The organism is Paenibacillus sp. FSL H8-0537, from assembly GCF_038051995.1.
GTDB lineage: Bacteria > Bacillota > Bacilli > Paenibacillales > Paenibacillaceae > Pristimantibacillus.
The window spans coordinates 4,891,522-4,914,322 of the sequence record NZ_CP150290.1 but is presented as its reverse complement, the minus strand read 5'-3'; the positions used below and the strand labels follow the sequence as shown (position 1 = coordinate 4,914,322).

Sequence of the window (22,801 nt, the reverse complement as noted above, 5' to 3'; positions counted from 1 at the left end):
TAACAACCTATTAGCAAATGGCTTTTGCCAAAGCAATGAAGAAGGGAGAGCCGTGAATTAAATCTGCAGCTCCCCGAGCTTGATTAGCTCGACAACCGCTTGCGAACGACCTTTAACGTTTAATTTTTGCATCACATTAGAGATATGGTTGCGGACGGTCTTCTCGCTAATGAACAGCTGTTGCGCAATATCTCGTGTTGTTTTGTCTTGGACTAGAAGCTCGAATACCTCGCGTTCACGATGTGTCAGTAAAAACTTGCTCTTATGGTCGCTACCTTTCACCTTTTCAGTCACCCCTCCTTGCTTGGGTTTTTATGGTTTAACAAGGTTAAGGGATACAGTCAAAATATAGTATGAATGACAGGTGCCAATGGTGCTGTTGGCGGAGAAAATGGGCGCAATCGGCGGATTTTATGGTATGATAGATGAAAAAATTAACCAATTGACGCCGAAGCTGTTCCACTGAACGCTTGCGGTGTTATTCAGGCATGGGAGGAACGAATGAGTAAAATCTTTTTATTTTTCTTCTTGACTTGGCTCACGGGAAATCCGTTTATTGCGATTATCGTACTGCTGCTTATTTTGTATGCGCTGGATCGCCGATTTGTCGGCTTGACGCCAAGCTTTGTACGGCCTTTGCGCAGATCGAGCCAGCTTAGGAAGCTAAGACGTCATGTTGACATGGCGCCTAACGATGTGTCCTCCAAACAGGAAATCGCGAGAATTTTAATCGAGAAGAAAAAATATAACGAAGCGCTAGGCTGGCTTTCTCCAATGGAGCATACGCTTGAGGATTCCGCTGAATATTGGGATGATCTAGGCCTTTGCTTGCTGCAGGCGAGGCAGATGGAACGCGGCGAAGAGGCCATTAAACGGGCGCTTGCGCTAAACGAACGGGTGAAATACGGCGCGCCGTATTTGCGTTTGGCTGCGCTGTATGCAGGCAAAGATGCATCTCAGGCTATTTACTATATTGAAGCGTTTCAGCGCATTCAATCGTCTTCCTGTGAGGCTTATGAACGTCTGGCGGGCATATATAAGGCGATGGGTAAGGAACAGGATGCGAAAGAGGCAATCGAGGAAGGATTGCGCATTTATCGAACGCTGCCGAAATACAAAAAACGCGGAGAGCGTAAATGGGCGCTTCGCCTATGGTTCAGAAGATGGAGCAAGTAATGGCAAAGATTACAAAGCGGCGTATGAAAAACGTTTATTGTCGTTTGCCTAAAAATCGTACATAATCTAGTTAATAGCGTAGAAGATAGAGGAGCAATACATGCAGCGGAATATATGGTTTATGGCGATTTCAGTTATTGTAGTCATTATTTTATTGAACAACACAGCTTATTATTTTTTAACGAAAGAATCATTGGAGGATGCACTGAATCGGGAAGTTGCCGCCGTAGCCAGGCAAATTGAATTTTCAGTGGAGCAATCGCGATTAGGGGCGGAGCGTTATCAGGATTTAATCGGCGATGAGCTTCGGGTCGTATCGATTGCTGCCCAATATGCCCTTGATCCCGACGTTGATAAAGTCACGAACGAGCAGCTTGTGGAGCTAAGCGAGAAGCTTGGCGTCAATCATATTACGCTGCTTAAGCGCGTGAAGGACGATATTTTACTGTATAAATCGTCCGATGAGACGCAGCTTGGCAAAAGCACGAAATCATGGGATCCTTGGTTTGTCGTGTTTAACCAGCTGTTCGATCAGCGAAATGTGAAAATTGACTGGCTAGGCAAATCGCTGCCCAACTTTTGGAGCGGTCCCTTCGAGGTGGCTTCTACCGACCCAGGTAGCATTTATAAATGGGGCTATTATTTTGACGGGACGACGAATTACATAACCGATCCTTATGTCAGCTACACGAAGCTGGCGGAATATGAGGAGCTGACGGGTGTAGATTCGTTGATTAAGAAGACGATTGAAAGCAATAAGGCGCTGCTAGAGGTCACGGTGCTTAATCCGGAGACGTTTGCGAAAGGGCCCTTCGAGACGGTTCACCCGAACGGCGACGTGCAGGAGCATATTTTGCAGCAGCCGATCTTGTATGGAAGCTACAATTATGTTGCGGACGGCGACGTAGCTAACGTATCGAAGGCCTTCAATACGAAACAAAGAGTAACCGTGGATGAAGTAGTGGGCGGCAAGCATGTTTTCAAAATGTTCATTCCCGTCTTTACCGAGGACAAAGGACTGAATATTGTAGATGAGAACGGCGTGCCTATGGACAGCTATGTGCTGACGCTGGTATCCGATTATCAGGTTATTCGCGACCAGATGTCTACGCAGCTGTTGAATATTGCCATCATCATTGTTCTTGTAACAGCACTAAGTCTGGTGACGGCAGGTGTCGTGATGAACTATTACCGCCGTTCCCGCGAAAATGCGGTGCAGGTCACCCAGCAAACGTACGTCGATGAAATCAATCAGATGTTTCAATCGATTCGGGCTCAGCGACATGATTTTCTTAATCATGTGCAGACCATTCATTCGCTTGCGGAATTAAACAAGCATCAGGAGCTCATTGCCTATACGAAGGAGCTGACGGGTGAAATTCGGCAAATGAACGACATTATTAATATTGGCAATCCCGCGATTGCCGCGCTTATTCGCTCGAAAACATCGCAGGCGGAAAGCTACCGCATTATGTTAGAGTGCACCTTTACGAGCTTTGACAAGCTGGAAATGGGCGTCAAGACGCTCGATTTGAATCGTATACTTGGCAATCTCATTGACAATGCTTTTGATGAGACGATGAGATATCCGGAGAGCATGCGAGTAGTGGAGCTGCAAGGCTTGCAGCGAAATGGCATGCTTGAGTTCACGATTACGAATACTTGCGAGGACGCCGAGAAGGTGGCGGCGATGCCGCTCTTCCAATCGGGCTATTCCACGAAGGATCAGCAGGATCACCAAGGGCTTGGCTTGTCCATTGTGAAGTCGATTGTAGACAAATATAAAGGCACCATACACATTTATGCTGATGGACCAGACCGTCTGACCTTTTTTATCACGATTCCTCATAAAATATAATCGTTTTGCGGCGCTGCAGCTCCTGCTTTCCTTATGAAAGCCGGGAGCTGCTTTATTTTATAAATAAGCCACTTATAAAGAGTATTTGGAGCGAAACGGGGGAAATGCTAACAGTGAAAAATAAGTGCTTGAAAATACATAGACATCTATGTATAATCGCATTATGATAAAACATAACGCCTTATCATTAGTTGCTAAAATTCGAGACAAAGCGAATAAGCTGATTGTCAGAGAGCTGGAAGCCAATCAGATTACAGGAATTGTGCCTTCCCATGGTGATATACTCATGTTTCTCTATCGGGAGAAGCAGCCGCTGTCTGTCAAGGCATTAGCGGAGAAAATCCATCGCACACAGCCGACGACCACCGTGCTCATCAACAAGCTGGAGCAGCTTGGCTTTGTAGATCGGACAAAGGACGAGAAAGACAGCCGCGTATCGCTGATCCTTTTGACCGAGAAGGGCCGGGGACTGGAACCGATTTTTGTAGCTATTTCCCAGCAGGTTAATGACACGATTTATGGCAGCTTAAGCGAAGAACAGAGCTTGCAGCTAGAGCAGCTGTTGGAGCAAGTACACACCCAGTTTTAAAAAATATAATGATTATTTAGGAGGATTTCCCCATGAAACATCTTATCGTATTTGCCCATCCGAATGAAGATAGCTACAACCGTGCCATTTTGAACACAGCGGTGCAAAGCTTGAAGGCAGAAGGCCATGAAGTAACGGTGCGTGACCTGTATGAGCTGAAGTTTCAGCCGGTGCTGACGCCGGAAGACACAGCAGCCATGCGTGCTGGCCAGACGCCGGAAGATATTTTGACAGAGCAGAAGTACCTTACTGAAGCTGATACGGTTACTTTTATTTATCCGATTTGGTGGACGGGTCTTCCTGCTATTTTGAAAGGTTATGTTGATCGCGTATTTGCATACGGTTACGCTTATGCTTACGGAGAAACTGGCATTGACAAGCTGCTTACCGGCAAAAAAGGCTTCATCATTAACACGCACGGCACGCCAAGTGAAATTTATGATCAGATCGGCATGACCGCTGGTATGAAAATCACTTCCGATACAGGCATTTTTGATTTTGTCGGCATTGAGTCTGTTGGACATTTGTTCTTTGGCAGCATTGGCCAAATCGGCGAAGCTGAGCTGAAGGCGAACCTGCAGCAGGTGGAGCAGACGGTTAAAACGGTATTTCAGGGTTAATAAATGGTAGTGAGTATTACCTAAAGGTCTCTGGCACGACTGCTGATTAAGCAGCTCGGCTGGAGGCTTTTTTTATAAGCAATTTCTGAAAATTCGTTCACAAAATCGAAACAATTACAAAATTGTAATTGATGATATATTTAATTTAATATGGTAAAATTTATTTGTTATTTAAGGAAAAATTATGAATATAAAAGGAGATGTTATTTTGAAAAGTTTGTTTAGAAATATTGCCCTTTCATTGTCGTTGGTAATAATGGTTAATTTACTATTGACGGCTGGAGTGTCTGCACAAAACGTAGAGGATCGAACTGTCAAACTAAATAATTCTGCTTTACATGATGAGTTCGAACGGGAAATGCTGCGTGCGCTTCAAGCCAATGCTCTGGAAAATCAAATGAATGCTGAAACTTCCTTTTATCAAAAATCTAATGCAGAGCCTATGGTTGTCGGTGTTATTCTTCATCTACTTAAACTGGTGTTTAAAGATGCAATTAAGACAACAGCATCTGTTACGGTCAAAACAACTGCTAAAAATATTACGACCAAATTAACCTACCATTCTATGGTTAGAGCTGTCGAACGCAACGTTACTAGTGCCGCACTGGATAATTTACTAAGTGAAATTTCCTCAGGTATTAAATTAGTACAGAAATATGACGATCTTGATTTTGACTCTCGTGTCATGTACGATCCTAACAACAAACTGGTTGTTATTTTAGAGAAAAATAGTAATACAGTCATTTCGACTTACACTGAAACAGGTAATGCTATCGAAACAAGAATCTCCAACGGTAGATTGAAAAAGGCAACATGGATTTTCAAGTAAGGGAGGTAACCCGTTGATGAAAGATGTACTTAGGGATGAACAAGAACAAGGGACATGGATTGAGCTTCGTTTTTTGAGTCATGATGCCGAGCCTGACGAGGGAAGCTGGCTATTTGTTGCGTTTGGGCGTCATGACAAAACGGAGCGAGAAAGTCGTTTTGGCTGGACGAATAGAGTCGTACATGCATTTATACATTTGCTAAAGCATTTTCCAGAAGAAAAATATAACAGTTATTTTCTGCATATTGAGGAGGATTTTTTTCTACGATGGGTGCATGAACGGGCTACAGACCGCTATTTGTTGATTTTTGAATATCAGGGTCAGCTTTTCCCTCTAAAAACGTCAAAGAGTGCTCTGTTAAGTTGGGCGGAAGGGCTTGAACTGAGCTTGCTGGAAGCTTCTTCAAAATAGGGATTGGAAAATATACGCTGATTGAAACAGCTATATAAATTAAAACAAGGCGATTCTCCGGCATTGAATGCGGGGTGTTGCCTTGTTTTTTTTCTGTTCGGCATAATCCTACTCTCAGTATCCTCGATTGGAATAGCTGCCTTGTCTAAATGAGATTAAATGGCTAACAAAAGCTGATGAGGGCTTGCAGCTTTTCACAGATGTTGATTGTCTCTTCTCGCTAGGGCTATAGACTTCTCGGAAAGTCGTCTTCTCATGTGTTATAATGGAAAGAATGTTACTTGAGCGGAAGGAAGCGGGTGAACAAAGCTTTGACTAGAAATGACGGTCAGCTATTGAAGCTGTTAGAGGGCAATATCAGGGAGCATATGCAGCAGGTTATTGTCGAGCGAGGCTGGGAATATTTTCGTAAAGGCAATGTTCGAAAAGTAGAGGTGCACGATCAGCATTTGCTGACAGGCGTCGTTGCAGGGTCGGAGCTGTATGCGGTAAGCATTGATGTGATGGATTATGCCTATAGCAGATGTACGTGTCCATATGGCGGTTTCTGCAAGCATATGGCAGCTGTATTTTTTGCTTTTTGCGACCATAACCAGGCGCTGCATGGTACGCCGGAGTCTGCGTATCGCCGCCTGACAGGGCTTCAGCCGGAGCCTGCGCCGCGGGCGGCTGTCGTTGTGGAGCAGCGGGGAAAAACAGCCTCCACCCCAGGCGTGGATGCGTCTCCAGCAGATTGGCAGGCGTGGATGGAGCAGGAGTATGGCGATTCATGGCGCGTATGCCGCCACTCGCTGCATTCCTTGCAGCCCGTGCTGTCTGCACTTAAAGGCACATCCAAGGACTGGGATAAAAAAAAGCAGCGGCTGCACTGGATGAATGTCATATTATTCGTGCTGGATCAGGCAGAGCAAGCAATTAAAGCGGTAGATTCATTCAGCCGCTATTATCACGAAATGTCGTTCGTCCGTATGGCTGAGCCATGGCTGGAGCATTATTATACGCTCGTTCTGGAGCTGGCCCCTGCCGAAATGCTGGAGGACGAACGTGACTGGGCTGATGCGGTTGTTGGATATGCCTATAACCGGGCTCTGCGGAAGGAGCAGCAGCTATTCGACTGGCCTTATATTTATTTGGCGCTGTGCGGGAAGATGTCGGAAAATCGGGACTGGCAGCAGCGCGAGCTGGCCTCGATGCTTGCATCGGCAGGTGAGCAGACGGAAACTGCTGATGAGCAAATAAACGATACGTTTATTCATACGGCGATTGCGATGATGTATTTTTTTGATGGGCAGGATAAGGAAGCTTTGGCCCATTTCGGAGAAACGGATTTTCGCGGTTCGCAAAAAATGGTCTATACATGCGCTGCTCAGCGGCTGGAAGAAGGAGATTGGGAGCCGTTTGAGGCTTGGATGACCTATCTTTACAAGCATATTTATGCGATTCGAAGCGGAAGGACGGTGGGACCGTTCCTGACCTTATGCCGCCGTGCAGATACGGATCAACCGGAGAATTTGAAATGGACGTCCTATATGACGTCACTGCTGCCGCATTCTTATTCGGAGCTTACGGATCACTGGTTTGCGCAGAAAAAATACGAGGAATGGGCTGAGCTGCAAATGCTGATTGGCGCCTTGCCCGATGATTTGCCGATTCAGGATGTACGTGAGGTGTCAAAGGTGAACCCGCGCGTCATGATGCCGCTCTATCATCAGGCGATCGACAGCTGGATCAGCTCGCGCAATCGCCAGGGCTACCGGATGGCGGTAAAGCAGCTTAAAAAGCTGGAGCGTATTTATAAAGCCGAGAAGGAAATGGATAGATGGCAGGTTTATATTACGGGCATCGGTCGTAAATACCAGCGGCTGCGCGCGTTCCAAGAGGAGCTGTGGAAAGGAAAAATTGTGACATGAGAGCATCTATTGGCACTGGAATTTTAACGATGGACGCCTGTTGGTTGAAGGCGGAGAGCGGCGAATACCGGATTGCTCTGCTTGCTGGCGACCAGCAGGAGTCGGCGACGCGTCTGCGTTCCGTGCTATTCGCTTGGCACAAAGCATCCTGGTACGGCACGGAAGTGGAGGACGTCCAGCATGGCGATCGCAAAGCCTTGCTGCTGTCGCCGCTGCTGGCAGTTGATTATTTGTCGCAGCCTAAGTATGCACGGCTGCTGCAGGTGGAGTGGACGCAGCGGGCACAGCGGCTGAGAGAGCTAGCTTCCCTGATCCGGGAGGCGCTTCTGCAAGGCTGGTTTATGCCAGATTGGGGCGGCTGGTCGGAGGAGCAGCGGGCATGGAAGCTGAATGTGCCGGATACAGAAGCAGGCGTCAAGGCAGGCGCACTGTGGGATCGGCTTATTCAGGAAGCGGGAGCTGCGGGAGATGTTGAGCTGCAGCAATGGCTAAGCCTCGCGGTAGAGGAGGTTTTGCAGCAGCCGGATAGCTTGGCTGCGGAAGCATGGCAGAAGGTCGGCACAGCTGCTGGCGGCGAAATCGTCATTCTGCGCAAAGCAGCCGAGGAGGAAGATTGGCTGATTGCGCTTGGGCTGCGGAAAGATTCGCTGCCGTTCAGGGTGGCTTTGCAGCTCGTTGAGCCGGGCGAGCAGCCGCAGTGGACGCTGCGGCCGGCTCTGCAAAGCCGCAGCGGAGGCGGAGAGTGGCTGCCGCTCGTGCGCAGCGCTGCAGGAGAGTGGGAGCTGGCTGCGGACGGAGAGCCTGAAAGGCAGCCGCCGTGGAAGGCGGAGCTGGATGGTTCGGTGCTCACTGAGGCGAGCCTGCCCGAAGAGTGGCTGCCCTTGCTGCCCGCGAAGCTTGCGAAAGAGGAAGCGAAGTGGGTTAGCGCTTTGCCAGATTGGCAGGAGCCTGAGACGGCTGGCCAAATTAAGCTTCGGCTGTCGGACAATGAAGCATGGAGCTTCATGGAATCGGCAAGCTTGACGCTGCTGGAGGCAGGCTGCCCCGTGCTGCTGCCGAGCTGGTGGGAAGCTGTTAGATCGCGCAAGCTGCGGCTGAAGGCGAAGGTGAAATCATCGGTTGGCTCGGATGCGCAGCCGATGTTCGGTCTCGACCAAATCGTGCAATTCGATTGGAAAATGGCGCTCGGCAATGTCGATTTGTCGGAGGCGGAGTTTATGCGCCTGGCCGAGGAAAACCGGCGGCTAATGAAGATTGGCGGCGAATGGGTGCATCTAGATCCGCAGGATGTGGCGCAGATCCGCAGCTGGGTTTCGAAAATTGGCAAGAAGAGCGGCTTGTCCTTCCGCGATGTGATGGAAATGCACCTGTTGGGCGGAGCTGTACTGGAGGATGAGGAGGAGCAGGCACACGACCTTCGGGCCGAAGTAGAGCTCAATGAGCATCTGACCAGATGGCTGGAGCAGCTTCAGCATACGTCGGAAATTCCGCTTATCGAAAAGCCGGAGGCTTTCCTTGGGGAGCTTCGTCCTTACCAGCTGCAAGGGGTCTCTTGGCTGTTGTTTTTGCGGAGGTTCGGCTTTGGCGGCTGTCTGGCAGACGATATGGGTCTGGGAAAGACGATTCAGTTCATGGCCTATCTCGTTTACGTCAAGGAACAGCGCGAGGAGCAGCTTAAGCTGGGAAATTCCCCGGCGCTCGCTCATGCGCCTTCGCTGCTTGTATGCCCGACTTCGGTTATCGGCAACTGGGAGAAGGAGCTGGAGAAATTTGCTCCGCAGCTTAAGGTTCATCTTCATTACGGCCCTAAGCGGGAGAAGGGGGAAGCATTCGAGGACGCAGTCCGTGACATGGATCTGGTTATTACCTCGTATTCGCTGGCCCAATTGGATGAAGAAGACTTAGGTGCAGTAGCCTGGGATGCATTATGCTTGGATGAGGCGCAAAATATAAAAAATATTTACACGAAGCAGTCGGCGGCCATTCGCAAGCTGCCTGCCCGCCACCGAGTGGCGCTGACAGGCACACCGATGGAAAACCGGTTGACGGAGCTGTGGTCCATCTATGATTTTATCAATCCCGGCTATTTGGGCGGGGTGAACGAGTTCCGCAAGGAAGTAGTCGCTCCCATCGAGCGGACGCGGGATGAGAAAATGATTGCAGGCTTGCAGCGCTGGGTGAAGCCGTTCATGCTTCGCCGCATTAAGAAAGACCCAGCCATTCAGCTATCGTTGCCAGAGAAATTCGAAGGGAAGACGTATATTACACTCACGGCAGAGCAAGGCGCGATGTATGAAAATATTGTCTCGGACCTGCTGGAGAAGCTCGATACGTTAGGAGCGATGCAGCGGCGCGGTCTTATTCTGGCTTCCTTGACCCGGCTTAAGCAGCTTTGCAATCATCCCGGCTTGATGGAAGGGGATAATGGCGGAGCGAAGCAGTGGGAAGAAGAACGTTCGAACAAGGTCGCCCGCCTGATGGATATGGTGGAGGAGGTCGCTGCCGAAGGGGAGCGCTGCCTGATTTTTACCCAATTCGTTGAGATGGGCCATCAGCTCAAGAAGCTGCTGGAAGAGCGGCTGGGCACGAGCGTTCCTTATTTGCACGGCGGAGTGCCGAAAATAAAGCGCGACGAGATGATCGAAGGCTTTCAAAATCCCGAGCAGCCTTGCAGCGCTTTCGTTCTATCGCTTAAGGCAGGCGGAACGGGACTTAATCTTACAGCGGCCAATCATGTGTTTCATTTTGACCGTTGGTGGAATCCGGCAGTGGAAAATCAAGCGACGGATCGTGCCTTCCGAATTGGGCAGACGCGCGAGGTGCAGGTTCATAAGTTCATTACGCTAGGCACGCTTGAGGAGAAAATCGATGAGATGATTGAACGCAAGCAGTCATTGAATGACCAAGTCGTCGGCCAGTCTGAGCAGTGGATTACCGAGCTGTCGACAGACGAGCTGAAAGAGCTGTTTGAGCTGCGGAAAAACTGGCTGAAAGGGTGAGTGCCAGATGGCAGAAGAGAAGCTGAGGGATCAGCTAACGAAAGTAATGGCCCAGCGCCGCAAACGAAGCGGCGAAGGGACAGTCGAGACCGAAGAAGGCCAGGGTCAGACAACGGCTCAGGTGCTGGGGGCGGCAGCTAGCGAAGCATGGGATACAGCTTCAAATGCAGTTGGAGGCGAAGCGCCAAACGGAGCGCTACGTGCCAAGGAGCATGAGGAGCTTAGCCCTATGCAGCCATTAGCCGATCAGCTAACGCCATTGCCTGAGGCTAGTTCAGCTGAACAACCGAGTGAAGAATGGAAAGCTTTCTATGAAGCCGTTAGTACTTATGTTTCAAAGATGCGTGACTGAGCTAAGGTTGTTTAGCGGAAAAGAAAAATGGAAGAAAGGACGGGATTTATTCCGTCCTTTCTTCCATTCAGGCTGTCGAGAAAGTCTCGACAGCCATCTTTATAAGCATTTGGTTTAACACGACACCGCGTTACTATGGTATAATAAAGATAACTTATACGAACGGAAGGTGTCGCCCTATGCTGCGTTCTAATCGAGATAAACAACAAAGTTACGAGTTCGTTTCCATAGAAGACTTAGTGCCTGCTGATCATATGCTTCGCAAGATCGACAAGTATATTGATTTTTCCTTTATTGATGAAAAGGTTCGACATCTGTATTCACAAGATAACGGGCGTCCAGCCATTGATCCGCTTGTTCTTTTCAAGATGATCTTTCTGGGCTATTTCTACGGGATTCGTTCCGAACGTCAGCTTGAACGCGAAGTGCAAACGAATCTCGCGTATCGTTGGTTTTTAGGACTGGGATTAACGGATCGTGTGCCTGACCATACAACGATTAGTTGGAACCGGCGTACCCGGTTTAAAGATACTTCTGTTTTTCAAGACATCTTTGATGAGATTGTGCTGCAAGCCGTCTCGCATCGCATGGTTGGCGGCCGTGTGCTGGTTTCGGATTCGACCCATGTCAAAGCGAACGCGAACAAAAACAAATACACGAAAGAACAAGTCAAGCAAAACACAAGAGATTATCTCGATGAGCTAAATGCAGCCGTTGAAACGGATCGTCAAACCCAAGGAAAAAAGCACTAAAACCACGGGAGGAGGTGAACGAGGACAAGGAAGTGAAGGTGAGCACAACGGATCCGGACAGCGGATATATGTTTCGGGAAGGCAAGCCAGAAGGCTTCTTTTATTTGGATCATCGCACCGTTGATGTGAAGTACAACCTCATTACCGATGTTTTCGTAACCGCAGGCAACGTCCATGATTCCGTCCCGTATCTCTCTCGATTAGACCGTCAGCGTAAACGTTTTGGTTTTGAGGTAGAAGCCGTTGCTTTAGATTCAGGCTACATGACCACGCCCATTTGCAAAGGGCTGGAAGAACGTAAAATCTTTGGTGTCATCGCGCATCGCAGATTTCATCCCACGCAAGGGTTGTACCCGAAGTGGAAATTCACGTATGAGGCCGAGCGAAACGTGTACCGCTGTCCCGAGCAGCAGGAACTGGTGTACCGCACGACGGATCGTCACGGGTACCGACATTATGCTTCGGATCCGAAGAGGTGTGCCGCTTGTCCTGTCCTGGAAAAATGTACGCGATCTCGCAACAAGCGAAAGATCGTCACGCGGCACATCTGGGAGAATAGTAAGGAGCAAGTGCGATTAAACCGCCTCAGCAAGTCAGGCAAAAGGCTATACCGAAAACGAAAAGAGACGATTGAGCGAAGCTTCGCGGATGCTAAACAGCTCCATGGGTTTCGCTATTGCCGGTTGCGGGGACTGCGCAATGCTACGGAGCAAGCGCTGATGACCGCAGCCGTGCAAAACATGAAGAAGATCGCCCTCTATCTTGAAAGGAGGGCGCAATAGAGGAATCCTCCTCCTTTAGCTTCGTTTGGATCCCCAAAACAAAGAGAAACCCAAGCGTCTTGGAACAAGACGTAGGGTTTCTCGACAATCTGAATGGAAGAAAGGACGGGATTTATTCCGTCCTTTCTTCCATTTCAGGTATGGAGCAGCCAGGATGAATACGCTTGGATAAGTGTCTCCAGCACGACACAGCCTAGCCCTGCTTAGCTTCAGTCAGACAGCTCATCAAGCGTCATGCCGAGGCTTGGCGCCATATGGGTGAGAAACCATTCAACCTCGGGCATATTTAATGCAGCCAGCGCTTGCTCAGTTTGACCCCGTGCCACGAGAAATTCGCGATTGCCTGCCGATAGTTCATTGAGGCATTTCAAGTAAGCGTCGAGCAAATCAGCGGCCTTCACCATCGCTTGAAGCGTCTGCTCCTCAGAAGAAATGCTGCCGTGGTGCTTGCCCAGCAGCGGGGCATAGGTTTTCTGCATCGGCTCAGGAACCATGGCAAGCAGCCGCTCAGCGGCGAGCGCTTCAAGCTCGCGAAAGCTGGCGAGCATTTTAGGATTATGATGCTTGACCGGCGTAGGAATGTCGCCAGTAAACACCTCCGTCGCATCGTGGAACAAAGCGAGCGTCACCGCGCGATCAGCATTATATTGCTTTTCAAAAAGCGAATTGCCGATTTCGCAAAGCATATGCACGAGCAGGGCGACATGGAAGGAGTGCTCGGCGACGTTTTCCTTTGTCGTATTGCGCATGAGACTCCAGCGCTCAATATAGTTGAGGCGGTACATGTAAGCAAAAAAATGACTATCCATAAGATGCGGACTCCTTTGTGCGATAAAATGGAAATGAAAGCAAAAGACGCTTGCTGTTCTATGCTATTATAAAGGCTGAATGCAAGTGCAGCTAGGCTGCCCCTAGCATCTTGATTTTATTTTTATTGAAAACACCGCTTGTATAGACTTCTAGAACCTAACAAAAGAGGGATGGCTTACGAAAGCATTTGGACTAGCTTTTAACCGTTATTTTGAGCAATGGATGTTTGTTATTATTCCCTTTTCGTTAATTGCTGGCTTTATATTCGCCGATAGGCTTAGCAGCATGGTGGCTGCCGTGCCTTATTTGTTCGCTTATGTGACGCTGACAATGGCGCTTGGCTGCGGGGTGAAGGAGCTTGGAGCGGTTATGAAGAGGCCGGGCGTGCTTGCCTGGACGTTTCTGCTCGCGCATGTGTTCTGTCCAATTATCGCCTATGGCCTTGGCACGCTGCTGTTTGGCGCATCGTCGCCCTATGTGGTGGGGCTTGTGCTGTTTACCATTATTCCGCTGGGCGTGTCTACGGTTCTGTGGGTAGGCATGTCAGGCGGCAGCGTGCCGCTCATGCTTGCGATGGTCGTTATCGATTCGGCATTATGCCCGTTCGTCGTGCCTGCGGGGCTCCATTTATTTTTTCAAACGGCAGTAGAGATCGAGAGCGCACCGCTCATGCTGGATTTGCTGCTCATCATCGTGCTGCCAACGCTGCTCGGCGTGCTGCTTCATCAATTGAGCCGAGGGCGGCTGCAGGAGCAGGTTAAACCGGTAGCAGCGCCGCTTTCAAAGCTGTGCTTTGTGGCGGTAGTTGCGCTGAATGCGGCGGCAATTGCTCCCTATACCGAGCAGCTTAAGGGCGATCTGTTCAAGCTGCTGCCGCTCGTTGTGCTGCTCGTCTCGCTATGCTACGCTGTCGGCTTTATCGGAACGATGCGTGCAGTAAGCAAAGAAGTGCAAATTACGGTATCGTTTGCGACAGGCATGCGCAACATTTCCTTAGGCATGGTGCTGGCGCTCGGCTATTTCAGCCCTCTGGCCGCCGTACCCGTTGTTCTGTCTATTATGGTGCAGCAGCCACTGGCGACGCTCCATCATTTTATTTTGCAAAAGATGCAAAAAAGGAGAGAACACTTAAGGATATAGGAGCACTTGAAAGATTGCATCATGACGCAATTTTTAACCGTTAGTTGTCAGAATTCTCCCTCTTCTAAAGTGGGGGGATGAATGGCAACGGTCTGATTTACATTGACCCTTACAACTTGAAATACTATAATTGTAGTATTCAGTCGTATACAATAAAAGGTTGTAATATCAATGAAATTAGACTCAAATAAGCATTCAGTGTTTTTACTCCATTATCACCTGATTCTAGTCATTCGCGTCCTTATCCCTGGCGACGAGTCGGTGCTAATTGGTCTCCAATCTTGGAAGGTATTTGGTTATTAAAGGTATGAAAAGGCTTTGTAAATCGAATTTACAATAATAATATATTTGCTTTAGAATAGCCATTGCCTTTGCGGAAAAGCGGAGCATAATCCCTATAGGGCTTGCAGTGGGCGAGTTTATCTGTAAAGATAAGCTGTCCGCTGCATCCTTATAGGGTTTTTTTTATGAAAAATGCAGGTGCCATTTTTCTATACCTGTATGATAAGATGTTCAGGATGGACAAGGTTTTTTTAGAAAACAGGTGGACGGTGCGAGCGGAGTGAAAGGTTGGTCTGGAGAAACGAAGTGTTCGTTTAAAGCTTTCCGTAGGAAAGCAGCTTCGTAAGCATCTACTTTTGGTGTTGTTTTTCTTCCGATAGAGTATCTATTGTTCAGGAAAATCAACACCAATGGCGATCGGAAGACCAACCTTTCGCGCAGCGAAGCACCAGTCCCCTGATTTTATAATAAACGAGTGCAATGAACACGAGGAGTGGTTGGTGTGAACAGCTTTCGAAATCGGCTGACGATTATTATGATTTTAATGATTGCTTTATCCGTTACGGCGGCCGGACTTATTATGGCAAATACGTTCAAGCAAAATCATATTAGTGCTTTGGAAGACAATATGGTACGGGAAATGCACATCATTTTGGCGAAAATGGAATGGAAGCAGGGCACGCTGAGCGAGGTGGAGCCTTATTTTACCGAGGAAGCAAAAAGTCTGAAAGGCTTCACCGGCGCACGGGTCACCTTTATTTCCGGTGATGGTATCGTAGTGGGCGACTCGGATCATGAAGTGTCCACGATGGACAATCACAACAGCCGCTCGGAGGTAGCCGAAGCGCGCGAGGACGGCGTCGGCCGCACGATCAGGGAAAGCGATACGCTGCACCAGAATCTGCTGTATGTGGCGATATTGAGCGATAGCAGCAACCCGAACTCCAATGTTATCCGATTGGCGATGAGCCTCAGTGATGTAGAGCAGAGCATCCGCAACGTATGGACGGTGATTGGCGGCGGACTGCTGCTGCTGTTTTTGGCTGCTGCCTTTGTCAGCTACCGTATTGCGCTCAGTCTGACGCGGCCGCTTGAGCAAATTACAAGCGTTGCGAAGCGGATTAAAAATATGGATTATCAGGCGCGCGTGGTGGTAGCCAAGCAGGATGAGATTGGCGAGCTTGGCAATGCGATTAACGCCATGGCAGACAGCCTGCAGGTGCAAATGACGCAGATCCGCCAAAATGAAAGCCAGCTGGAAAGCGTGCTGGACAACATGATCAACGGCGTCGTCATGATTGATCGTACCGGCCGCTTCGTGCTGATGAACAGGCACGCAGAGGAATTGCTTGGCTTCTCGGCACGCGAGCTCGTTGGGCGCCATTACGCCGAAGGCAAACAGCAATTTGAGCTGGCTCAAATGATTCAGGAGGGGCTGGAAACTCGCGAGCATATCCGCGAGGAGGTTACGTTCTATTTTCCCGAGGAGCGGCTGCTGGAGCTGAATCTGGTGCCGATCGAGCAAGAGGGAGAAGAATATGAGGGAATGCTGCTCGTGCTGCAGGATGTGACAGCTATTCGCCGCTTGGAGCGGATGCGCAGCGAATTCGTTGCGAATGTATCGCATGAGCTGAAAACGCCGATTACGGCGATTAAAGGCTTTGCGGAGACGCTGATCGCAGGAGCTGTAGATGATGCGGAAACTTCGCGCTCGTTTTTGCAAATTATTTTTGATGAGAGCGATCGGCTGAATCGGTTGATCGGGGATATACTGGAGCTGTCGAAAATCGAGTCGCGGCGGGTTCCGCTTTATTTTTCACCAGTCAATATGGATATATTTATGGATAAAACGCTCAAGCTGCTGGAGGCGGAGGCATCGCGCAAGGTAATTGAGCTGAAGATGGACCTGGAAGCAGGCCTATATATGGAAGCGGATGAGGATCGGCTGCGGCAAATTGTGATGAATTTGCTTTCGAACGGCATCAACTATACGCCAGAGGGCGGGCGGGTGACCGTGAAAATGGAAGGCATAAACGAGGACCATATCCGCATACGTATCAGCGACACGGGAATCGGCATTCCGAAGAAGGATTTGCCGCGCATCTTTGAGCGCTTCTACCGGGTGGACAAGGCGCGTTCGCGCAGTTCAGGCGGCACGGGACTTGGCTTGTCGATCGTGAAGCATTTGATTGAGCTGCACAAAGGAACGATATCGGTAACGAGCGAAGTGGGCCGTGGAACGACATTTATTATTGAGCTGCCCGTGCTTCAGCAGTAGCGGTTTCACGTTTAGCGCAAAAGGTTTACCACTTCTATATAATTTCATGTTAGAATAGGGATGAATAAATGTAATAATGCTGGAGGTTACCATGTCGCATAAAGTGCTTGTCATTGAAGACGAACCGACACTCGCTAGACTTCTGTCATACAATTTGACGCAGGAAGGCTACGAAATTACGGTCGCCGATCATGGTGGAGAAGGTTTGCAAACTGCGCTGCAGCGCAGTTTTGATCTCATTATTTTGGATATTATGCTGCCGGGAATGAACGGCTTCGACATTTTAAATCGCCTGCGTCAAAATGGCCTGCGGACACCGGTCATTATTTTGACAGCCCGCAATGCCGAGGAAGAAGTCGTGCAAGGTCTGAAGCATGGTGCGGATGACTATATTACTAAGCCGTTCGGCGTTGCCGAGCTGCTGGCGCGCGTATCTGCGGTGCTGCGCCGGACTCAGCTTCAGGACGATAACATGATGCCTGAAACGACAGAGAAGATCATTACAGCGGGCGAGCTGTCGATCTATCCGGATAAATATGAGGTCGTGCTGAATGGGGAATCGATCCCGCTGCGTCCGAAGGAATTTGAAGTGCTGTTGTATCTTGTGCAGCGGCCAGGCATGGTTATTACGCGCGACGATCTCATGAATGTCGTGTGGGGCTTCGATTACATTGGCGGTCAGCGTACCGTAGATGTGCATGTCAGCTCGCTTCGCAAAAAGCTGGAGCTGGGACAGCAGTCGGTGCAAATCGAATCGATTCGCGGCGTCGGCTATAAGCTCGTTATGCACAAAAAGCTTGTCACACCTAAAAGTTAAGGTGGACAAGCTTTTTTTATGGGTTGTTAGGGGTGCGTGTACGCGCGCGGCGGCTCGGTGAGGAAGGGCTGTGCTGCGCTGCGTGAAAGGTTTGGCCTACGATCGCCATTGCTGCCCAATTTCTCTGAACTATGCTCCGCATCGTAGAAATTGGACAGCAAAAGCGAACGCTTCGCTTCTCCAGCTCAAACCTTTCACTCCTCTCCACACCAGCCCCTCCTCTCCTCGCTCCTCCTAAAAAACAATAAAAAAAGCAAAGTCTGAAGAGCAGGAAGAACAAAAGTACAAAAGTACAAAAGACAAAGAACAAAGATTAAGAGCTTAACAACCAAAGACGAAAATGGGAACCTAAATCAGAGGAGCTATTAGCTTTAGCTGCGGTCCCATTCCAGCATTTTGCGCTGGAACTGCTTGGGGGAGCAGTCGTTGTATTTTTTGAAGGTTTTATAAAAATGGGCCATATTCGGCATGCCAATCCGCTCGCCTACGTCGGCAATGCTTAAGTCCTTCGTGAGCAAAATCCGCTCCGCCCATTTAATTTTGCGATAATTAACGTATTCGGTAAAGGAAAGGCCAATCGTTTTTTTGAAAAACTTAACGAAATAATAGTAGCTCATATTTACAATTCGGCACATGTCCTCCACCTGAATGCGTTCGCCTAGATTGTTCTCGACATAATCAAGGACGGGCTTGAGCCGGATATGGTCAAAATCATCCTGCCTGGCCAGGATGCGCTGGCTGTCGCCGCGCAGCATGAGCAGCAGCAGCTGCTTGATCTGGATACTGACGGCAATTTCATAGCCGGTTTCTTTGTGGGTTGCTTCATGCAGCAGCTCAGTAATAGCTTGGCTTGCCTGCTGCCGAATTGCTTGATTTTCACGAAAAATATAGTTGGCGCGGCTCAGCGGATTTTCCGTCTCGGAAAAATAGCGGATATAAGGAATGGTGCTGTTATCGAAAAAATCCTCGAGATTGAATTGCAGCACAATATAGTCCAGCTTGCCAACATTACGGTCGCGATGCAGCTGGCTTGAGCCGAGGACAACGATGTCTCCGCTTTCAAGATCAAGGCTGTCATCCTCAATATCGATCTTGAGACTGCCTTTTATAATATAGATGAGCTCCAGCTGTTTGTGATAATGCCATTTGATCAATTCGCTGGTCGAGCGCTGTGTTCGAAAAATTCGGATAGAAAGCAACGGGTTCTCGTAGGGAACCTGCTCGTTAAAGGCTTCCAAGGCTGCTCCTCCTTCAGGGAACGAAATCGATTGTTGGTACCGGGAGGCAATATGATTTATTGTAGAGTGGATAGGGCTTAAAGGCAAGAGCAGGAAAGCAGGAACATCATGAAATCTGGAAAATGGAGGTTTATAACATGAAACCAAAAGTATTTATTTCGAGCAAAATACCCCCAGAGGTGAAAAACTACCTCGATGAGCATTGCGATACCCGGATGTGGGAGGGCGAGCAGGGGATTACCGGCGCGCAGCTGGCGGAAGAAATTAGCGAAGTGGAAGGGCTGCTTGCTGCGGGCAATGCGATCAGCGAGCGTCTGCTGTCGGCGGCACCGAAGCTGAAAGTAGTCAGCAACATTTCCGTTGGCTACAATAATAATGATCTGGATGCGATGAAAAAACGCGGCATTATCGGTACGCACACGCCTTACGTGCTCGATGATACGGTGGCAGATTTGACGATGGCGCTTATGCTCGCTGCTGCCCGCCGGGTGGCGGAGCTTGACAAGCTCGTTCGCGCAGGAGAGTGGAAGCGCGGCATCGGCACATCCTTGTTCGGCATTGATGTGCATCACGCCAAGCTTGGCATCATTGGTATGGGCCGCATTGGCGAAACCATTGCCAGACGCGCAAAATACGGGTTTGATATGGAAGTCAGCTATTATAATCGTTCGCGCAAGCCAGACGTTGAGCAGCAGCTTGGCGTTCAGTACAGCCCGCTTGATCAACTGCTCCAAGAGTCTGATTTCATCGTGCTGATGACGCCGCTAACGCCGGAGACCAAGCATATGATTGGCAAGGCGCAGTTTGCTATGATGAAGCGCAGCGCCATCTTTATTAACTGCTCGCGAGGGGAGACGGTTGATGAGGCGGCGCTCGTAGAGGCACTGCGAAGCGGTACGATACGGGGCGCAGGGCTGGATGTTTTTGAAAAAGAGCCAGTTACGCCGGATAATCCGCTGCTCCAGCTTGACAATGCGGTGCTGCTGCCGCATATTGGCTCGGCTACTCATCAGACGAGATTCAATATGGCGATGCTTGCCGCCCGCAATCTGGTGGACGGCCTATATGGACGCGAGCCACAATATGTAATTCCGGAGCTGAAGGAGTCATTTTAGTGAAGGATTTATATGCCGAAATGTAAAAGGAATTCATCCACATCATGAAGAAATAGTTATAACAAAGCATATTTTATGGGAAACGAGGGATATCGATATGAAGGATGTTAGTCAAACCATGCTTCGTGAAGGCTTACCGATGCGAAGTTGCGAGACTCGCTCCATGCAAAGTCTATATGACAGTGACGCGGTTGTTTGCATGGAGCCTATTATTACCGTATAACAAGACGTTAACGAAAAAAGGCTGCTAAAACATCGTAAGTCATGTAGGCTTTGCAACTTTCCATCGCTAATTATGAGGAAGGGGCGAAGCCAATGAAAAACTATGTTTCAGCAAGTGACGTTTTACCAGAAAATTTACTATGTGAAATTCAAAAATATATACAAGGCAAGACGCTGTATATCCCCGCACCCAAAGGAAGTAGAAAAAAGTGGGGACATGTTTCAGGACATCGTGAATTTCTTATGAACCGAAACGCAGAGATTCGGAAGCTTTTCCAACAGCGCATAACGGTGGATGAGCTCGCGAGCTCCTTTTGTCTATCCCATGAGAGCATTAAGAAAATTGTTTATAATACGAAAGCCTAACAAAAGGCTCGTGTTGGATAAAACCAACACGAGCCTTTTGTTAGGTAAGAAATGATTGGACGAATACTCTGCCTATAAAGGTTTCGATAGCCACTCTATACTGAGGCTAGGAAAGAATCATGGTATTAGTCATACCAGTGATTTCACTAATATCAATCATTGAGAGTATCGAAACCGGAGGGGTTGCAAAATGGATCGCGTTAATCATGAAATCAATCAATTAAAGGTTACCGTTCGACTATGCGGTATAGAGGAGAAGTTTATTATCAATAACATTTACCCTCTATATTTGCATGATTTATCCGAAGTGTGGAGACACAAAATTAATCGTTATGGAGTGTTTGAAAATGATGATACCCGTACCTTGACTGAACAAAATCGCGTTTTTGATATTTGGTGGGAGCACCCAAACGTATTATTCCCGTATCTTATCACAGTGGATGATCTGCCTGCGGGTCTTGCCTTTGTGGCGACTCCGCCTTTCATACCATGTCCTCCCTCTATTCATTATTACATGAATGAATTTTTCCTATTACGTAATTATCGAGGCAAGGGCATCGGAGAAGAAGCATTTCGGCAGATTATTAAAATAATGCCAGGAAATTGGGAGCTGCAAACGAATTGCACCGACCGAAACGAACGCGCCAAACATTTCTGGCGCAACACCCTTAACACTTGTACCAATGGGAATTACTCCGAAGAGCTTGGACATCATCCTGAAGATGGCGATAAGCTAATCTTTCGCTTCAGTACGAGTTCTAACCAAGTTATCTGATTATGCGAAGATTCAACAGCATTTTGGTGGCAAGCCTGAGTAGGCGGTTTCGATTATTAGGCTATCAGAGAACGTAAATGAATTGACAGCAGCGGTAGTCTAAGACTTACTTTCAAGTCTTAGACTACCGCTGCTTATATTACCGATTTAATTCAAATTTAACGATTGCTGCTCAAACTCCGTTCTAATCCGTGCTAGCAAAGCCGGGTCATTGAACACATCCGCAGCCGTTCCGGCAAGCATTTTCGCGCCGAAAATCATGCGCTCCAGCGCCTGCTCTGTAATGGCTGCATCACGGAACCCTTCCGTATGCAGCAGCAGACGCTCCTCGACGATTTTCACATAAGGATGAATGGCTGGGCAGTGTGTGGACACATTGCCGAGATCGACCGAGCCATGGTCCTTGCCGATTTGAATTTCTTCCGGCTGAATGCCGGAGGCAAGCAGGTTGGCGGAAAATTGCTCCGACAGCGCCTCATTCGTGCGCAGCTCATCATAAGACAGCTCATAATGGTTCGTGCGCAGCTCGCAGCCTGTTTGCAGGGCTGCACCTTCGGCGCAGCGAAGCACCTTCGCTGTCAGCTCGTTCGTATACGTGCGCGAAGCCGAGCGAATATAAAATTTCGCCGAGGCATAGTCAGGGATAATGTTGGGCGCCTTGCCGCCATTATCAATAATGCCATGAATGCGCGTATCACTGCGGGTTTGCTGGCGCAAGGCATTGACGCTGTTGAACAGCTGGATAACCGCATCGAGCGCATTAATGCCCTCATATGGGCTTGCTGCTGCATGTGCTGCCGCTCCAGTAAATTCGAACTGCACAGCGTCCATCGCCAGCGATTCGCCGGATTTTTCAAACGTATGATAAGGATGCGCCATCAGGGCGAAATCGCAATCATCGAACAAGCCGGCTTCTGCCATCGGCACCTTGGCGCCCTTCGTTTCTTCCGCAGGCGTACCGTAGACGCGAATGCTTCCCGCCTCTAAAACCGATTTCAAGCCAACCGCGGCTCCAATGCTCATCATGCAGATAAGATGATGGCCGCAGGCATGGCCGATTTCCGGCAAAGCGTCGTATTCACAAAGAAAAGCGGCGACAGGGCCAGGCTTGCCTGTATCATAGGTAGCGATGAAAGCAGTAGCCAGCCCTAGCGTGCCCCGTTCAACGCTAAATCCTTGACGCACCAGCTCCGCACACAGCGCCGCTGAGGCTTTAAATTCCTCATGCCCAAGCTCCGGATTTGCAAAAATCGAACGGGAAATTGCCTTGAATTCCTCGCTATGACGATCGATTTCCTCAAAAATCGTAGGTTTATTCAATATTCTCTTCATTCCTTTCTAAACAACCACTTGTTACGACATATTAAATAAAGCAGATGCTGGCATTATAACATGACGTGCAGTCCACTAGAAAGCTAGCTGCATTAGTGGGCATGCAAGGCGAACAAGCCAATTAGGCGCAGTACCGAGTGTCTAATA

20 protein-coding genes are annotated in these 22,801 nt (G+C 48.8%); 16 read left to right on the top strand and 4 right to left on the bottom strand.

Annotated elements, in window-relative coordinates:
* Positions 1–57: 57 nt before the first annotated feature.
* Positions 58–282: a LuxR C-terminal-related transcriptional regulator gene (locus MHB80_RS20685; protein WP_006040330.1), complete on the bottom strand. Its 225-nt coding sequence runs from the start codon at positions 280–282 to the stop codon at positions 58–60.
* A 219-nt stretch (positions 283–501) separates the two neighbouring features.
* Between MHB80_RS20685 and MHB80_RS20680 the strand changes: the two genes are divergently transcribed.
* The 10 genes from MHB80_RS20680 (at position 502) to MHB80_RS20635 (ending at position 12,279) form a co-directional block, all read left to right on the top strand.
* The gene (locus MHB80_RS20680; protein ID WP_341278738.1) at positions 502–1,176 is read left to right on the top strand and encodes a hypothetical protein; all 675 of its coding nucleotides are present in this window, start codon (positions 502–504) and stop codon (positions 1,174–1,176) included.
* Between the two features lie 100 nt (positions 1,177–1,276).
* Positions 1,277–3,034 (top strand): GHKL domain-containing protein, encoded by a 1,758-nt coding sequence (locus MHB80_RS20675; protein WP_341278737.1) that lies wholly within the window; start codon positions 1,277–1,279, stop codon positions 3,032–3,034.
* Between the two features lie 163 nt (positions 3,035–3,197).
* Complete coding sequence (locus tag MHB80_RS20670; RefSeq protein ID WP_341278736.1) at positions 3,198–3,623, top strand: MarR family transcriptional regulator; 426 nt, start codon at positions 3,198–3,200, stop codon at positions 3,621–3,623.
* 32 nt (positions 3,624–3,655) lie between these two features.
* Positions 3,656–4,243 carry an NAD(P)H-dependent oxidoreductase gene (locus tag MHB80_RS20665; protein WP_341278735.1) on the top strand — a complete coding sequence of 196 codons (588 nt, stop codon included), beginning with the start codon at positions 3,656–3,658 and terminating at the stop codon, positions 4,241–4,243.
* Between the two features lie 208 nt (positions 4,244–4,451).
* On the top strand, positions 4,452–5,072 hold the full coding sequence (locus MHB80_RS20660) for a hypothetical protein (RefSeq protein ID WP_341278734.1): 621 nt from the start codon (positions 4,452–4,454) through the stop codon (positions 5,070–5,072).
* Positions 5,073–5,085: 13 nt separating this feature from the next.
* Positions 5,086–5,484, top strand: a complete 399-nt coding sequence (locus MHB80_RS20655; RefSeq protein WP_341278733.1) for a hypothetical protein — start codon at positions 5,086–5,088, stop codon at positions 5,482–5,484.
* Positions 5,485–5,783: 299 nt separating this feature from the next.
* Entirely contained in the window at positions 5,784–7,394 is a 1,611-nt protein-coding gene (locus MHB80_RS20650) for an SWIM zinc finger family protein (protein WP_341278732.1), read from the top strand.
* A complete protein-coding gene (locus MHB80_RS20645) occupies positions 7,391–10,393 on the top strand; it encodes a DEAD/DEAH box helicase (protein WP_341278731.1) in 3,003 nt (1,000 codons plus the stop codon). The genes MHB80_RS20650 and MHB80_RS20645 overlap by 4 nt, the downstream gene beginning before the upstream one ends.
* A gap of 7 nt (positions 10,394–10,400) precedes the next feature.
* Positions 10,401–10,745, top strand: coding sequence for a hypothetical protein (locus MHB80_RS20640; protein WP_341278730.1), 345 nt, complete (start codon positions 10,401–10,403; stop codon positions 10,743–10,745).
* Between the two features lie 179 nt (positions 10,746–10,924).
* Positions 10,925–12,279, top strand: a protein-coding gene (locus tag MHB80_RS20635; RefSeq protein ID WP_341278729.1) for an IS1182 family transposase whose coding sequence is annotated in 2 segments (ribosomal slippage) — positions 10,925–11,492 and positions 11,492–12,279 — 1,356 coding nt in all. Because the reading frame shifts where the segments join, the coding sequence is not laid out codon by codon here.
* Positions 12,280–12,488: 209 nt separating this feature from the next.
* On the opposite strand, the gene yfbR is transcribed toward MHB80_RS20635, so the two are convergent.
* Positions 12,489–13,088, bottom strand: coding sequence for a 5'-deoxynucleotidase (gene yfbR, locus MHB80_RS20630; RefSeq protein WP_341278728.1), 600 nt, complete (start codon positions 13,086–13,088; stop codon positions 12,489–12,491).
* A 223-nt stretch (positions 13,089–13,311) separates the two neighbouring features.
* Between yfbR and MHB80_RS20625 the strand changes: the two genes are divergently transcribed.
* The 3 genes from MHB80_RS20625 (at position 13,312) to MHB80_RS20615 (ending at position 17,606) form a co-directional block, all read left to right on the top strand.
* On the top strand, positions 13,312–14,229 hold the full coding sequence (locus tag MHB80_RS20625) for a bile acid:sodium symporter family protein (RefSeq protein WP_341278727.1): 918 nt from the start codon (positions 13,312–13,314) through the stop codon (positions 14,227–14,229).
* 784 nt (positions 14,230–15,013) lie between these two features.
* The gene (locus MHB80_RS20620; RefSeq protein WP_341278726.1) at positions 15,014–16,789 is read left to right on the top strand and encodes an ATP-binding protein; all 1,776 of its coding nucleotides are present in this window, start codon (positions 15,014–15,016) and stop codon (positions 16,787–16,789) included.
* Positions 16,790–16,880: 91 nt separating this feature from the next.
* Positions 16,881–17,606 (top strand): response regulator transcription factor, encoded by a 726-nt coding sequence (locus tag MHB80_RS20615; RefSeq protein ID WP_341278725.1) that lies wholly within the window; start codon positions 16,881–16,883, stop codon positions 17,604–17,606.
* A gap of 371 nt (positions 17,607–17,977) precedes the next feature.
* Here MHB80_RS20615 and MHB80_RS20610 read toward each other — a convergent pair whose 3' ends face one another.
* Positions 17,978–18,844, bottom strand: a complete 867-nt coding sequence (locus MHB80_RS20610; protein WP_341278724.1) for an AraC family transcriptional regulator — start codon at positions 18,842–18,844, stop codon at positions 17,978–17,980.
* 137 nt (positions 18,845–18,981) lie between these two features.
* Here MHB80_RS20610 and MHB80_RS20605 point away from each other — a divergent pair, with 137 nt between their 5' ends.
* From MHB80_RS20605 to MHB80_RS20595, 3 genes are all read left to right on the top strand, one after another.
* Positions 18,982–19,959, top strand: coding sequence for a D-glycerate dehydrogenase (locus tag MHB80_RS20605; protein WP_341278723.1), 978 nt, complete (start codon positions 18,982–18,984; stop codon positions 19,957–19,959).
* A gap of 315 nt (positions 19,960–20,274) precedes the next feature.
* Positions 20,275–20,547, top strand: coding sequence for a CD3324 family protein (locus MHB80_RS20600; RefSeq protein ID WP_341278722.1), 273 nt, complete (start codon positions 20,275–20,277; stop codon positions 20,545–20,547).
* A gap of 190 nt (positions 20,548–20,737) precedes the next feature.
* Positions 20,738–21,322 carry a GNAT family N-acetyltransferase gene (locus MHB80_RS20595; protein WP_341278721.1) on the top strand — a complete coding sequence of 195 codons (585 nt, stop codon included), beginning with the start codon at positions 20,738–20,740 and terminating at the stop codon, positions 21,320–21,322.
* 147 nt (positions 21,323–21,469) lie between these two features.
* Here MHB80_RS20595 and MHB80_RS20590 read toward each other — a convergent pair whose 3' ends face one another.
* Complete coding sequence (locus MHB80_RS20590) at positions 21,470–22,654, bottom strand: M20 family metallopeptidase (protein WP_341278720.1); 1,185 nt, start codon at positions 22,652–22,654, stop codon at positions 21,470–21,472.
* Positions 22,655–22,801: the final 147 nt, after the last annotated feature.